This window comes from Acinetobacter sp. HZNU-JH01, from assembly GCF_037996845.1.
GTDB lineage: Bacteria > Pseudomonadota > Gammaproteobacteria > Pseudomonadales > Moraxellaceae > Acinetobacter > Acinetobacter haemolyticus.
This window is the reverse complement of the sequence record NZ_JBBMZX010000001.1, coordinates 601,071-614,539: the sequence shown is the minus strand read 5'-3', so window position 1 is coordinate 614,539 and position 13,469 is coordinate 601,071. Positions and strand designations below refer to the sequence as shown.

The 13,469-nt window shown below is 38.9% G+C and carries 14 protein-coding genes and 1 tRNA gene; 4 read left to right on the top strand and 11 right to left on the bottom strand.

Annotation, left to right across the window (positions count from 1 at the left end; genetic code table 11):
* Positions 1 to 12: 12 nt before the first annotated feature.
* The 5 genes from rodA to AAC851_RS02985 all read right to left on the bottom strand — a co-directional run bounded on the left by rodA (position 13) and on the right by AAC851_RS02985 (position 4,519).
* Positions 13 to 1,155, bottom strand: coding sequence for a rod shape-determining protein RodA (gene rodA, locus AAC851_RS03005; RefSeq protein ID WP_004638603.1), 1,143 nt, complete (start codon positions 1,153 to 1,155; stop codon positions 13 to 15).
* A gap of 153 nt (positions 1,156 to 1,308) precedes the next feature.
* Positions 1,309 to 1,968, bottom strand: coding sequence for a hypothetical protein (locus AAC851_RS03000; protein ID WP_340600476.1), 660 nt, complete (start codon positions 1,966 to 1,968; stop codon positions 1,309 to 1,311).
* 33 nt (positions 1,969 to 2,001) lie between these two features.
* The gene (gene queF / locus AAC851_RS02995; protein WP_340600474.1) at positions 2,002 to 2,817 is read right to left on the bottom strand and encodes an NADPH-dependent 7-cyano-7-deazaguanine reductase QueF; all 816 of its coding nucleotides are present in this window, start codon (positions 2,815 to 2,817) and stop codon (positions 2,002 to 2,004) included.
* Positions 2,814 to 3,587, bottom strand: coding sequence for an ABC transporter permease (locus AAC851_RS02990; RefSeq protein WP_125502395.1), 774 nt, complete (start codon positions 3,585 to 3,587; stop codon positions 2,814 to 2,816). The genes queF and AAC851_RS02990 overlap by 4 nt, the downstream gene beginning before the upstream one ends.
* The gene (locus tag AAC851_RS02985) at positions 3,584 to 4,519 is read right to left on the bottom strand and encodes an ABC transporter ATP-binding protein (protein WP_005081178.1); all 936 of its coding nucleotides are present in this window, start codon (positions 4,517 to 4,519) and stop codon (positions 3,584 to 3,586) included. Before AAC851_RS02985 ends, AAC851_RS02990 begins: the two co-directional genes overlap by 4 nt.
* 255 nt (positions 4,520 to 4,774) lie before the next feature.
* Here AAC851_RS02985 and AAC851_RS02980 point away from each other — a divergent pair, with 255 nt between their 5' ends.
* Entirely contained in the window at positions 4,775 to 5,278 is a 504-nt protein-coding gene (locus AAC851_RS02980; RefSeq protein WP_118902495.1) for a hypothetical protein, read from the top strand.
* A 290-nt stretch (positions 5,279 to 5,568) separates the two neighbouring features.
* Here the strand turns inward: AAC851_RS02980 and AAC851_RS02975 are convergent.
* The 3 genes from AAC851_RS02975 to AAC851_RS02965 all read right to left on the bottom strand — a co-directional run bounded on the left by AAC851_RS02975 (position 5,569) and on the right by AAC851_RS02965 (position 7,149).
* Positions 5,569 to 5,644, bottom strand: a tRNA-Arg gene (locus AAC851_RS02975).
* Positions 5,645 to 5,770: 126 nt separating this feature from the next.
* Positions 5,771 to 6,328, bottom strand: coding sequence for a hypothetical protein (locus AAC851_RS02970; RefSeq protein WP_340600472.1), 558 nt, complete (start codon positions 6,326 to 6,328; stop codon positions 5,771 to 5,773).
* A gap of 128 nt (positions 6,329 to 6,456) precedes the next feature.
* Positions 6,457 to 7,149 carry a 3'-5' exonuclease gene (locus tag AAC851_RS02965; RefSeq protein WP_100833559.1) on the bottom strand — a complete coding sequence of 231 codons (693 nt, stop codon included), beginning with the start codon at positions 7,147 to 7,149 and terminating at the stop codon, positions 6,457 to 6,459.
* A gap of 380 nt (positions 7,150 to 7,529) precedes the next feature.
* Between AAC851_RS02965 and glyA the strand changes: the two genes are divergently transcribed.
* Positions 7,530 to 8,783, top strand: coding sequence for a serine hydroxymethyltransferase (gene glyA / locus AAC851_RS02960; RefSeq protein WP_004638623.1), 1,254 nt, complete (start codon positions 7,530 to 7,532; stop codon positions 8,781 to 8,783).
* A gap of 152 nt (positions 8,784 to 8,935) precedes the next feature.
* On the opposite strand, the gene AAC851_RS02955 is transcribed toward glyA, so the two are convergent.
* Positions 8,936 to 9,367: a hypothetical protein gene (locus AAC851_RS02955; protein ID WP_042874246.1), complete on the bottom strand. Its 432-nt coding sequence runs from the start codon at positions 9,365 to 9,367 to the stop codon at positions 8,936 to 8,938.
* 380 nt (positions 9,368 to 9,747) lie between these two features.
* Here AAC851_RS02955 and prfA point away from each other — a divergent pair, with 380 nt between their 5' ends.
* Positions 9,748 to 10,836, top strand: a complete 1,089-nt coding sequence (gene prfA / locus AAC851_RS02950) for a peptide chain release factor 1 (RefSeq protein WP_075315748.1) — start codon at positions 9,748 to 9,750, stop codon at positions 10,834 to 10,836.
* The gene (gene prmC, locus AAC851_RS02945) at positions 10,836 to 11,654 is read left to right on the top strand and encodes a peptide chain release factor N(5)-glutamine methyltransferase (protein ID WP_125502390.1); all 819 of its coding nucleotides are present in this window, start codon (positions 10,836 to 10,838) and stop codon (positions 11,652 to 11,654) included. Before prfA ends, prmC begins: the two co-directional genes overlap by 1 nt.
* Here prmC and AAC851_RS02940 read toward each other — a convergent pair.
* A complete protein-coding gene (locus tag AAC851_RS02940; protein ID WP_125502388.1) occupies positions 11,651 to 12,283 on the bottom strand; it encodes an FMN-binding negative transcriptional regulator in 633 nt (210 codons plus the stop codon). The genes prmC and AAC851_RS02940 overlap by 4 nt on opposite strands.
* 16 nt (positions 12,284 to 12,299) lie before the next feature.
* Positions 12,300 to 13,358, bottom strand: coding sequence for an AraC family transcriptional regulator (locus tag AAC851_RS02935; protein WP_340600470.1), 1,059 nt, complete (start codon positions 13,356 to 13,358; stop codon positions 12,300 to 12,302).
* Positions 13,359 to 13,469 lie beyond the last annotated feature (111 nt).

Here is a 13,469-nt window from a genome sequence, read left to right as displayed (position 1 = left end):
TAAAATTCCTCGTTATCGATGCGTATGAATAGACATAACCAGTCCAAAAGTCGCCATAAGTGTAATAATTGCAGTCCCGCCATAACTCATAAAAGGCAACGGCACGCCCACTACAGGTAAAATACCACTGACCATGCCTGCATTTACAAATACATAAACAAAAAATGACAAACCAAATGCGCCAGCAACTAAACGGCCATAGTTATGGAAACTTTGTAGACCAATTTGAAAGGTTCTAAAAATAATTGCGAAATACAAAAGGATCAGCAGCGTCACACCAATTAAACCAAACTCTTCTGAATAAGCGGCAATAATGAAGTCGGTGTGACCCTCTGGTAAAAAATGTAGATGCGACTGAGTACCCTCTAGAAAACCTTTACCAGAAAAGCCACCTGAGCCAATCGCTGTTTTCGACTGAATAATGTTCCAACCTGTGCCTAAAGCATCCGCTTCAGGGTTTAATAAAGTTAGTACACGTTGCCGTTGATAATTGTGTAGTAAAAAGTGCCATGCAATTGGGATCACGATCGCAACCGCACCCGCAGCTGCGGCAATTAATTTCCAAGATAAACCACTCAAGAAAAGCACAAAAATCCCACTTGCAATTACTAATAGTGATGTACCGAGATCGGGCTGTTCAGCAATGAGTACAAAAGGAATCAGAATCAGGATAAGTGATAGAAAAACCTGAGAGAAACTAGGTGGAAGCGCTTTACGAGACAAAAACCATGCGATCATCATCGGCATGCCAATTTTCATAAATTCACTGGGTTGCACACTTCCAAAGCCGGGGATGTCGATCCAACGTTGTGCCCCCATACGCACTTCACCAAAAATCATCACCGCAAGTAAAGATAGAACCCCAAAAGCATAAAAATAAGGGGAAAATGCCTGATAAACCTTGGGTGGAATTTGCGCCAAACTCAACATGACCACAAAGCCAATACAAAAACTGATGGCTTGTCGACTGACTAAGCCGACGTTTTGTGCTGACGCGCTATATAAGATGGTTAGCCCAAGAATGGCATTTAGAATCAAAAAAAGACAAAGCCATGGGTCGATATGCAGTTGTTGCCAACGGGAAGGCTGTGTCGCTGTGCTTAAGCCATCACGAGGTGCTTGACGTAAAAATTTGTATTGGGAGCTTGGAGACATGCGATTCTAGATCAGGGAAATCAAGGCTTCGGGAATGCTAACATAAACGCTGATTTAGACAATGAAAATTTAGAAATTGTGACACTTCTTGGTTTTAAATCGGCATAAAAAAAGCGACGATTTTACAATCATCGCTTTGATATGAATGCTAGCTTATTTTTGAATCAACAGCTGGTCAAAGTGTTTGGTAAATACTTCTAACTCAGCTTGACTTAAACTTGGAATAAGTTTTTTGATAACGATATGTACAGCAGTTTCAACACCACTAGTTGCTACGCTTGCCACACCACGTTTAACCATACCTAGACCAAGTGTTTTGTTGTACTCAGTCATAAAGTGTTGGATAAGTGCATCAGCGAAAGATTTAAATTGTTGGGTTAAAGCGTCACGCTGAGCTTTACCATTACCCGCTTGAACTTCAGCAAAGCTTTTCTTCATCTCTGCAACTAAGCTATCTGGTAAAACTGTACCAATACGTTGTTTACCATCATTGTCAGTAAACAAACTCTTTTCCATAAAGGCTAAAGATTCTAAGACTTGTTCGTTAGATGTTTTTCCTAGAAGCTGTTTCATCAAGGTTTCGACAATGCTACGAATTTTAATCGCAAGTCCTTCAGTGGTATCACGTTTTTCACTTGGTGGAAATTGTTGAACCAAATGAACCAACATGGTGTCAATTAACTCATCAGTAAGCTGAAGAGAAATTTTGTCACGTAAAGGGTATTGTGGCTCTTTACTATCACGATTGGCATGTGCAAGTTGAATATCCTGACTCAAACTTGCTGACGGAAGAATACCGAAATAACTGGTCATTGAAGAACGTCCTCTATATCAAATTTATTCGTTTTATTGTCGTGCCAAGCGAATTGGCTCAGGCATCCATGACAAATCAGATACTCGACATGGATTAATATCCAATCCACCACGGCGAGTATAAGTCGCATAGACCATCAGCTTTTGAGGTCCTAGCAATTTCCAAATGTCAGCGAAAATTTGCTCAACACATTGCTCATGAAAACCATTATGCTGACGGTAGGAGATAATATAGGCTAATAGGCTGCGATAACAAGGTTTTTTGCCTTGAAAACGAATAAAAATCGTACCCCAGTCAGGCTGACCAGTAACGGGACAATTACTTCTTAATAAATGTGAGTGCAACGTGATTTCGACATCGTCTTCAGCTGTTGTATCTAGTTGCAATAACGTTGAGTCAGGATGTTCAGATAAGCGCTCTGGGACCAAGTCATCGATACAGATTCCTTGTGGTTTCGAAATTTTTAGCTCATCAACCTGAAAAAGTTGCAGCTCAATTTTTGCACCTGCAGCAGAGGATAAATCACGCTCAACAGTTTCGATGAATGCTTCTTTTGAATCAAACTTTGTGAAATTCAAGCTATTGAAATAAAGTTTAAGCGACTTTGATTCGATTAAGTTCGGTGAGCTAGCAGGCAGTGTTAAGCGACCAATGGCAACCTGAGGTAGACCTAACTGATTGAGCCACGAAATTTCAAATACATGCCACCAGTCTTTACCTTGAGTGATTCCTTCAACATCTGCATATTGTTGACGAGATTCAGCACGAGAGATTGGAAATAAAACCTCCGGCTGATATTGAGTTGGGTATTGGGTTTCTTTACCCAATTGAGAATGTTCAACACTCATTCACGCATTCCTGAACCACGAGCCAATAAATGATAAGCGATTGCATATAAGACGACACAGCAAAGTGTCACAATGCCTAAAGAAAAGGAAACATTGACATCACTGTGTCCCAAAATGCCAAAGCGGAAAGCATTGACCATATATACAATCGGATTAATTAAGGATAAGTTTTGCCAAAATGGGCTTAGTGCACTAATCGCATAAAAAACACCACCTAAATAGGTGAGGGGTGTTAGTACAAAGGTTGGGATGATCGAGATATCATCAAATGACTTTGCGTAGACAGCGTTAATAAAACCGCCAAGAGAGAACAATAATGAAGTAATAATGACGGTATATATTGTCACGAAGAAATTATAAATTTCTAGATGCGTAAAGAACAGACTCATCAAGGTCACAATCAAGCCAACTAAAACACCGCGACAGACACCACCAATTACATAGCCCCAAAGGATTAGATGCAATGGCACGGGACTCATAATCAGTTCTTCAATGCTTTTTTGGAATTTTGCACTAAAGAAACTTGAAGAAACGTTGGCGTAACTGTTGGTAATGACTGCCATCATGATTAAGCCTGGTACAATGAATTGCATATAGCTAAAGCCACCCATTTCACCGATACGTGATCCCACCAGATTCCCGAAAATCACAAAATATAAACTCATCATGATCGCAGGTGGAAGCAAGGTCTGTGGCCAGATTCGCATAAAGCGGCGTATTTCTTTAACAACTAAAGTCCACAGTGCGGTTTGTAACTGACTAAAGTTCATTGATCCGCTCCTGTAAGATTTTTTTCAACCATTTTGACGAATAATTCTTCCAGACGATTTGATTTATTGCGCATACTACTGACTTGAATATTTTGAGATTGCAATAACAAAAATAAGTCATTCATGTTATGTGCTTTATCCATGGTGACTTCTAAAGTAACTGAGTCGATCAAATTAAATTTGAAACCAATAATATTTAAATCCATGTGATTTATAGGTTCAGCCAAATCACAAATGAACGATTCTTCATTGAGTTGATTGAGGAAGCCTTTCATCGAAGTGTCTTCTTTAATCACACCGCGATCAATAATTGCGATGCGGCGGCATAGCATTTCTGCTTCTTCAAGATAGTGTGTGGTGAGAATGATGGATGTACCTTTTTCATTCATTTCCGTTAGAAATTCCCACATTGAACGACGTAATTCAATATCCACACCAGCTGTTGGTTCATCCAGAATCAATAGTTTAGGTTCATGCATCATGGCACGAGCAATCATGAGGCGGCGTTTCATACCACCTGAAAGCATACGTGATTGAATATTGCGTTTTTCCCACAATCCGAGCTTTTCTAAATAGTACTCTGCACGTTGTTCAGCTAACTTTTTAGGAATGCCATAATAACCAGCCTGAGTTACCAAGATATCAAATGTTTTTTCAAATTGACCGAAGTTGAATTCTTGTGGTACGACACCTAAACATTGTTTTGCATGTGAAGGGTGAGTATCTAAATTGTGGCCAAAGATCTCAACTGAACCTGATGTTTTTTTGGTTAGTGAGCTGATGATGCCGATCGTGGTTGATTTACCTGCACCATTAGGTCCTAATAATGCATAAAACTCACCCTCAGGCACAGTTAAATTGATTCCTTTTAACGCCTGAAAACCATTACGATAAGTTTTGGACAAATCGCTCAATACCAAAGCATCAGTCATAAAACGTCTCACGTTATTAAATAGAACGGGTATTCTGAGCGATATGGAACAAGAAACCAAGTGTAAAAGTGGTTTATCATGTTCTATATATAGAACAGAGTAGCAAAGAGCATGGCAACTAGTTAGCATTGTACGAAGCATAGCGAGCAATAAATTTGGTTTGGCGATTGATTTTTACTTATTCAATGCTAATCCATAAATCTAACTAGCTTTTCCTATTGAAACAAAATATGCTCGTAGAAAACATGGGGGGTTATGAAAAAGTTTTTATTATACGGGGCTTTATTTGCTTTAGTTGGGTGTACATCACTTCAAGGAAGCAAGGATGATGCCTTAGAGGTAATATCAGATCCATTAGATGAACTTTTATATAATCAGAAAATTATCGATGCTAACTATAAGTTTTATAACCTGAAAGATTATCAAACGGATCCGGTTTTTCTCAAAGCAATAAATAATTATTATAAAGATCTTCCCAGAGAAGTAAGTATTGGGCATAGCATAGATTCAGTTGATTTTGGTCGTAATCATTTTTTTATTAGACATTCGATTGATACGAAAATATATAGAGGACCAATAAAAATAAACAATCGACAATTATTAAAAAAGATTTTTGTTGAAGAGCAATGCAAGGGTTTATTTGCAAATAGTAAAGCAATAAAAAAGAAAGGAGGTATGGGCATTACTCAAACCTATTATTTTGTACAAGAAAAATTTAGGGTAGTAATGGATATGAACACTCTAGAGTGTAAAAATTAAAGAGTCGCACGAATTTTTAATGACTTCATTTTTATCAATAATTAAAAATAATCTACCACCACTTATCAACTTAGTAATTGAATTGGCAGCGTTTTTTGTGGTAACCAATCCTTGGTTTAATGCGACTATCAGTAAGGCTAACGACTTGTTTTTTACGGTGACTTTTTTAAGTGATTAAGCGTTTACCGCAACTGATGCGGTAATTATTGAGAATGCATGAGAAGAAATGATAACAAACTTGATCAAGGAATCTTTGTTTTGCAATGTTTTGATAGGGGGGGAAGAAAATGTGGTGCGCTCAGCGGGACTCGAACCCACGCCACAGGCTTCGGAGACCTGTACTCTATCCAGTTGAGCTATGAGCGCATGCGAGCCACATCATAGGGAAAAAAAACAAGCAGGTAAATATGTATACCTGAACAAAGCTGTTTCTTGGCTATTAAAACAGCAGTTTTAAGTTTCAATGGCCCGATTATGTACTAACACTACTAACTATAAGTGCTCTACAGAATAATTAATTAATTTAAGTGTTTGATTCAGCTGGATGGGAGGGATACGCGACTCTTGTAATGAGGTGATCCATTGCATTTGACAAACTTTCAGTTCGGGTATCGTTTTGACTTGCTGAATTTGTTGAATCAAAGGACGTGCCATTAAGCCACAATAACTACTCAATGTTTGGATCATGAGTTGTTGAATTTCTACAAATGCAAGTTTTTCTAAGCGATCAATTTCTTCATTTGTGGGATTCGCTAATTCTGCAAACTGAGTCGGATTATCTAATTCGGGCGATTTGTCATCTTCCTCATTTAAATTTATTTTTATTTCATTGGTTGGGTTTGGAGATGTGGCTTGTTCAGCCAATAATCCCATTTCGATTAATTGTTGTATAAGCTCAGTTGGTGCGAGCTTATCTTTGTGGCTTTGATTTAGTTCATGAAAGTCATCATGATCAATTAAAAGTAATAAGCGACGTTGACGTGCGTTTAAAGCGATATTACGTTGTTTTAAAGCGGTTTGTCCCAGCTCAGTTTTAAAATAGTGTGACATCTTTTCGTCTTTCCCCAATCAAGACTTTGATAGGGGGCTAAGATAAAGTTGAAAAGTGACATTTATATTAACAATTTATTAAATATCATCATTTTGCTTTAAATAAACGCAATTGTTTATCTCTAGGTCTATTTTACTAACTTAGTTTCTAATGCTTTGCGCAAATAGACGTCAAGGTCATCTTGACGAAGCAACCATTGCACATAATCTGTAGGCAAATCTTGAATCGCAGTGCCTTTGTGTTTCCCAAAAGTAATTGATTTCGGAATGCGAGCTTCTTCTGATGCAATATAAAGTTGTTCGATATTTTGAATATCAAGTTGGTGGATGATATGCATCAAAATATTAGCAGTTAAAATGATATCTGCATCTGCACGATGTGCGCCTTTTAGCATTTCTCTTGCTTTATCGCTACCTTTAGAAATTAAGTAAATTAGTGCTGAAATGTTATGTGCTTCAGCATCAGGCCAGACATGACGTGCCAAGGCAAGTGTACAGATAGGTTTTAAGTGAGATGTCTCCACACCACAACGTGCGATTGCTGCGATGTCATAATCAACATTGTGACCAATAATATAAGTTGTTTCTGTTGGAAGTTGGAATTCATTATAAAAAGGTTGATCCACTAGATCGGATTCTAAAATATGATGGACAGCCATTGCTGCAAAGGATATCGGTTGACCGACTTGGTATAACTGATCAAAAATTTTTTTCTTATCTAAACTCAGTTTGCCACTTTCAATTTCGATAGGCGCATAGGCGATTTCAATCGGCAAACCATTTAGTGTATGTGTTTCAGTATCTAAAATGATGGTTTGCATAAAAGTTGACTCAATTGAAGTTGAATAGATGCACTTATCTTACAAGAAAATGAGTTTGAATATGCGTTAGAGGGATGAATTCTTTAAGTTCCAATGCTGTAAATCATTAATTACCTTTACCCAGTCATTCGTAATTTTAATAATTGGAGTTTTTGACGTGTAGATGAGAGTGGATCATTTTCCTTTATTTCTATGCTTCAATCTCATATAAATGAAGTTTTTTATTAATAAACCCTCACTTGTGAAATGTTTGGTGTAAAAATGAAGAAAATTCACGAATAATTAAATAAATATCAATCTGTGAAACGTTTAAGTTCGTGCTACAATATGCACCAATCTTTAGCACGGCTTAAAAGCCCTAATTTATAGGACCCCCGCTAATGTTTGCCAATATTTCTATTGCTGAATTTGATCCAAAATTAGCTCAAGCGATTGCTTCTGAAGGCGAACGCCAAGAAGCTCATATTGAGTTAATTGCATCTGAAAACTATTGCTCTCCTGCTGTGATGGAAGCACAAGGATCAAAACTTACTAACAAATATGCAGAAGGCTATCCTGGCAAACGCTATTATGGCGGTTGTGAATATGTTGATGTAATCGAGCAACTTGCAATTGACCGTGCAAAAGAGTTGTTTGGTGCAGACTATGCAAACGTTCAGCCACACGCTGGTTCACAAGCAAACTCTGCTGTTTACTTAGCATTACTTAACCCAGGTGATACTGTTTTAGGTATGAGCTTAGCGCATGGTGGTCACTTAACTCATGGTGCGAAAGTAAGTTTCTCTGGTAAAACGTATAATGCGATCCAGTATGGCTTAAACCCAGAAACGGGTGAAATCGATTATGAAGAAGTAGAGCGTTTAGCATTAGAACACAAGCCACGTATGATCGTTGCTGGTTTCTCTGCTTATAGCCAAGTTGTTGATTGGCAGCGTTTCCGTGATATCGCGGATAAAGTTGGTGCTTATCTTTTTGTTGATATGGCTCACGTTGCAGGTTTAGTTGCTGCTGGTGTTTACCCGAACCCAGTTCAAATTGCTGATGTAACAACGACTACAACGCATAAGACACTTCGTGGTCCACGTTCTGGTTTAATCCTTGCAAAAGCAAATGAAGAAATCGAGAAAAAACTTCAATCAGCAGTATTCCCAGGCAACCAAGGTGGTCCTTTGATGCATGCAATTGCTGCTAAAGCAATTTGTTTCAAAGAAGCAATGTCTGAAGAGTTCAAAACATACCAACAACAAGTTGTTAAGAATGCTCAGGCAATGGCTGAAGTATTAATGGCTCGTGGTTATGATGTTGTTTCTGGTGGTACAGAAAACCATTTATTCTTATTATCTTTGATCAAACAAGATGTAACGGGTAAAGATGCAGATGCATGGTTAGGTGCAGCGCATATCACTGTGAACAAAAATGCAGTTCCAAATGATCCACGTTCTCCATTCGTTACTTCTGGTATCCGTATTGGTACTCCAGCAGTCACAACGCGTGGTTTTGGTGAAGCTGAAGTTCGTGAGTTGGCTGGTTGGATCGCTGATATTATCGATAGCAAAGGCGATGAAAAAGTTATCGCTGAAGTAAAAGCTAAAGTTGAAGCTGTTTGTGCAAAATTCCCTGTATATGCAAACTAATTTGTATATTTAAAAAAGCGCCGTAAGGCGCTTTTTTATTGTCCAATTAAATTAATTGGAAATATGTATTTCAAATACCGATATTTTTGGAATTTACTCTATTGAATAAAGTCTGAGTTGATAAAAAAGCACCCGAAGGTGCTTTATTTGAATCAATGGCGACGATGTTTTTTCTTTTTCCACTTTTTCTTTTGGTTTTGGCGGCTATCATAATAACGATCTTGTCCAACTTGACGGCCCAAGGCAGCACCGCCAGCGGCGCCAGCAGCAGCACCGATATAACCACCTGTGGTTCCACCAACATTTTTACCTACAGCATATCCACCAACACCACCTAAACCGCCACCAATTGCAGCTTCGGTACGAGTACGTTTGCTACTTGCCGCAGCAGCGCCACCAGCACCACCTACAGCAGAACCGATCAAAGCGCCATTATGACCGCCAATTTCTTTACCAATTGCAGTACCCACAACACTACCCAGCGCAGATGTAGCAGCAACACGTGTTGCATTATCAGCATAAGTTGTCGTTGCTACAGTTGAGCTCGCTAAGATCGCACCCAATAATAAAATATTTGCTTTCATCATGACTCCATGTCCATCATCAATTGGACATCATTTCTAATGGTTGCAAATGTAACAAGGTTTGAGTGATAAATTGTGAAGACTATCGACCGTATTATTACGGTTTGGTGAATGGGTTGTAATCTTATGTTACGCTCAGCTCAAAATTAAGCCTTACTTCATAACTTAACAATAAAGCTGATCTGGTATTTCGGTAGACGGAATGATTTATCGTTATCTAAGCAGCATAATTTGTGATGAAATGGTGCTGTAATAGTAAGTTAGCCAGTTTCTCTATGTCTTTTGATTCGTAGAATCTGTAAACTATGCGCAATTTTTTGATTTTACTCGTGCTCTATTTTTGATGTGCACAGAGTCTTTAGATTTGAGATATTCCACCCATGAAAGCATCACTCCGTTTAAGACTAGATCAACTGTGTGATCGTCACGAAGAGCTGACTGCATTACTCGCTGATGTAGAGGTAATTTCGGACAATAAACGATTTCGTAAACTGTCCCGTGAACATAATGATTTAACTGAAATCACCGAAGTTTGGGGTAAATATCGTCAAGCAGAAGAAGATATTGAAACTGCTGAAATGATGAAATCAGATCCAGATTTCAAAGATATGGCTGAAGAAGAAATTAGAGAAAATAAAGCACGATTAGTTGAGCTTGAAGATCAATTGAATGTGTTGATGATTCCTAAAGATCCAAATGATGCAAATGCTGCTTATCTTGAGATTCGTGCAGGAACAGGTGGTGATGAAGCAGCAATTTTCTCTGGCGATTTATTCCGAATGTATAGTAAATATGCGGAGACACAAGGCTGGCGTATTGAAGTGCTTTCAGAAAATGAAGGTGAACATGGCGGTTATAAAGAAGTCATTTGCCGGATAGATGGTGAAGGCGTATATGGTCGCTTGAAATTTGAAAGTGGCGCACATCGTGTACAACGTGTGCCTGCGACAGAGTCTCAAGGTCGTGTACATACTTCAGCATGTACCGTTGCCATTCTTCCGGAAGTTGATGTCGACACCACAGTTGAAATTAATCCAGCAGATTTACGTATCGATACTTATCGTGCTTCAGGTGCAGGTGGTCAGCACATTAACAAAACCGATTCGGCAGTACGTATCACTCATATTCCATCAGGGGTCGTGGTGGAATGTCAGGAAGAACGTTCGCAGCATAAAAACAAAGCCAAAGCGATGGCTCTGTTAGTGTCGAGATTAGAAAATGCCAAACGCGCAGCTGCTGATGCTGCAACTTCGGAAATGCGCCGTGATTTGGTTGGTTCTGGTGATCGTTCTGAGCGTATTCGTACTTATAACTATCCGCAAGGTCGTATGACTGATCATCGTATCAATCTGACTTTATATAAGTTAGATGCAATTATGGAAGGTGATTTAACGGAATTGCTGGATAGCTTACATCGTGAATATCAAGCTGATCAGTTAGCAATGCTTGCACAGGAAAATGGCGGCTAATGAATATCGCTCAGGCATTAGAAATCAAAGGTGAAATCGATAGCTATGAGCGTCAAGAAGCTGCATGGTTGCTTGAACACATTTTAGGTGTCAATTCTTTGGAGTTAAAACTAAGACTTGAGCAAGAGTTAACTGAGATTCAAGAGCAAGCTTATCTAGATGGGCTTGCACGCATTGAGCAAGGCGAACCACTGGCTTATGTCACGGGTTCACAGCCGTTTTGGACGCTCGATTTAAAAGTTACACACGATACTTTAGTGCCACGTCCAGATACAGAGATCCTCGTTGAAACGGTGTTAAAGCTATCACTAGATCCGCAGGCTAATATTGTTGATTTAGGCACAGGGACGGGTGCAATTGCTCTGGCATTGGCAAGTGAGCGTCCCCAATGGTCTGTGACAGCAACTGATATTTACCAACCGACCTTGGAGGTTGCTCAGGAAAATGCGTTAAAGCATGGCTTATCTCAGGTGAAGTTTGCCTGTGGCGCTTGGTTTGAGGCTTTGGAACAACAGCAATTCGATCTGATTGTATCTAATCCGCCTTACATCGATCCTGATGATGTACATATGCAAAAGCTAAAATCTGAGCCTGAACGAGCTTTGATTGCAGCCAATCATGGTTTGGCGGATATTGAAATAATCATTGCACAAGGTAAAGCTTGGTTGAAAGCAAAAGGCTGGATTGCACTCGAACATGGTTATGACCAAGGACGAGTCGTACGTGAAATTTTTGAGCTGCACGGTTTTGAACAAATCCAGACCATCAAGGATTATGGTGGCAATGATCGTGTGAGTTTGGCACAAAAAGCAGGCTAATTACTTTGGGTAGAATGCTTTACAACTTGTGCCAATTCAGTATTACCTTGTTGTTCTAAGCCTTCTACTATTCCGATCGCATCGATCGGATCACGATTTTGGCTCATTTTAAACTGGCCGACCATCCCAGATACTTGAATTTCAACAGCCACAATGTGTCGTAACTCTTCCGCGATATATTCGCTTGGTGCATCTGATATTTTCCATGGTTTGTCCTGTTTGGCTTCATGTGTTCGAGTCAGGCGTGCCAAGATTCCACGTAATACTTTTTCATCCTGAGAGAAATAAATTTTTCCTTTGACGTGAACGACTTGATAATTCCAAGTTGGTACATGCTGATGATGTTGCTGTTTGGATGGATACCAATTGGGGCTGATATATCCTTGTTGGCCTTGGAAGATCACAAGAACTTCAGCACCATTGTCTATTTGTGTATGGAGTGGGTTGTTGTTGGCGATATGAGCAACTAAAGTCGCATTTTGTTCATCATTAACTAGCAACTCAATAGGTAAATGCATAGCATCTAGCCCTGCATTATTCTGAGTGATGAGAGTCGCAAAAGGATATTGGCGAATTAAATCATGTAAAACATCTTGACGCGTTTCTTTAAATATTTGAGGGATGTACATGAGTCAACTCCATTCACTAGCCTAAATGATGTAGGCGATTCTGTTTGTTCGGTGCAGATTTTCGATAACTTCCTGGACTCACGCCACTCCATTTTTTAAAAGCACGATGGAAAGCACTCGGATCATGGAAATTAAGATCATCACTAATACTTTGGATAGAGTCGTTGGTCTTGCTTAGTCTCTCAATCGCAATATCACAACGAATATCATTTTTAAGTTGTTGGTAACTTACACCTTCATGTTTCAGTCGTCTTTGAATCGTCGCTGTAGACATATTTAATTGTTGTGCAATGTCTTTCAGTTCGGCCCATTCTGATGGTGGTTGCAACAGCAGTTGACGACGAATTTGAAGACTAAGCGAATTTTCATTTTTAAAACGTACAATTAAGTTATAGGGTGTATGTCTTAGAAAATCATTTAACGCTTGTTTGTCTTTTTTAATTTTATGCTTGAGATAATGGGCATCGAATTCAATACAATTTTGCGTTGCATGAAATTGAATATTCTCACAAAAACGAATTCGATAGTCTTGTATTTCAACAGGTTGATGGCATTTAAAAGACATCTTTTGAAATGCAATTCGTTGGTCGCTTAACCAACACATTAAGCTATGTACTAACATTAAGAAAGTTGAATAGGTGAACATACGTTTCGGCTGATCACGATCATGCAGAATTAAATAGGCTTTGCTTCCATTTTGAACTAACTCCCCATGAATATCATCCAGTACTAAACTTAGGAATTTTAAAATTTCTCGAATAGCTTGTTCTAATGTATCTGCTTCAAATGCAAGTTTTGCCAATAGCTTGTAACTGCCACGACGCATCGGGTGGGAGTCCATGCCAAGAAACTCATCATTCATACTTTCAGCAAGCTCTACCCAAAGTTGAGCACATTGGGTAACGGGAATACGTGCTTTGGCAGAAGTTAATAGTTCAGCTGAAATACTGGCCCGATTCGCAATATTGACAATATTTAAACCACGACTTGCGGCAACACTCAATGCTTCGCGTATCAAAGCATTTGAAATTGTATCTTTGGCAGAGTTAAGGTCAGGTGGAGGATTTTTGCTCATACACGCATGTAATACAGGAGAGTAAATAGTTGAATGCTCAAAAGTTGCATTAAATTTGCTACTTTTTGGAATTGTATCGAAAAAAAGTTGAGATTACTCTCAGTTATAAAA

What these genes read in the sequence shown, in the direction of transcription:
- queF (WP_340600474.1), bottom strand. Translation starts at nt 2,817, where the DNA reads ATGAGTGTTGAACATTCTCAATTGGGTAAAGAAACCCAATACCCAACT.
- AAC851_RS02965 (WP_100833559.1), bottom strand. Translation starts at nt 7,149, where the DNA reads ATGCAAACCATCATTTTAGATACTGAAACACATACACTAAATGGTTTG.
- AAC851_RS03000 (WP_340600476.1), bottom strand. Translation starts at nt 1,968, where the DNA reads ATGACCAGTTATTTCGGTATTCTTCCGTCAGCAAGTTTGAGTCAGGAT.
- AAC851_RS02985 (WP_005081178.1), bottom strand. Translation starts at nt 4,519, where the DNA reads ATGACTGATGCTTTGGTATTGAGCGATTTGTCCAAAACTTATCGTAAT.
- AAC851_RS02970 (WP_340600472.1), bottom strand. Translation starts at nt 6,328, where the DNA reads ATGTCACACTATTTTAAAACTGAGCTGGGACAAACCGCTTTAAAACAA.
- prfA (WP_075315748.1), top strand. Translation starts at nt 9,748, where the DNA reads ATGAAAGCATCACTCCGTTTAAGACTAGATCAACTGTGTGATCGTCAC.
- AAC851_RS02955 (WP_042874246.1), bottom strand. Translation starts at nt 9,367, where the DNA reads ATGAAAGCAAATATTTTATTATTGGGTGCGATCTTAGCGAGCTCAACT.
- AAC851_RS02990 (WP_125502395.1), bottom strand. Translation starts at nt 3,587, where the DNA reads ATGAACTTTAGTCAGTTACAAACCGCACTGTGGACTTTAGTTGTTAAA.
- rodA (WP_004638603.1), bottom strand. Translation starts at nt 1,155, where the DNA reads ATGTCTCCAAGCTCCCAATACAAATTTTTACGTCAAGCACCTCGTGAT.
- AAC851_RS02980 (WP_118902495.1), top strand. Translation starts at nt 4,775, where the DNA reads ATGAAAAAGTTTTTATTATACGGGGCTTTATTTGCTTTAGTTGGGTGT.
- AAC851_RS02935 (WP_340600470.1), bottom strand. Translation starts at nt 13,358, where the DNA reads ATGAGCAAAAATCCTCCACCTGACCTTAACTCTGCCAAAGATACAATT.
- AAC851_RS02940 (WP_125502388.1), bottom strand. Translation starts at nt 12,283, where the DNA reads ATGTACATCCCTCAAATATTTAAAGAAACGCGTCAAGATGTTTTACAT.
- glyA (WP_004638623.1), top strand. Translation starts at nt 7,530, where the DNA reads ATGTTTGCCAATATTTCTATTGCTGAATTTGATCCAAAATTAGCTCAA.
- prmC (WP_125502390.1), top strand. Translation starts at nt 10,836, where the DNA reads ATGAATATCGCTCAGGCATTAGAAATCAAAGGTGAAATCGATAGCTAT.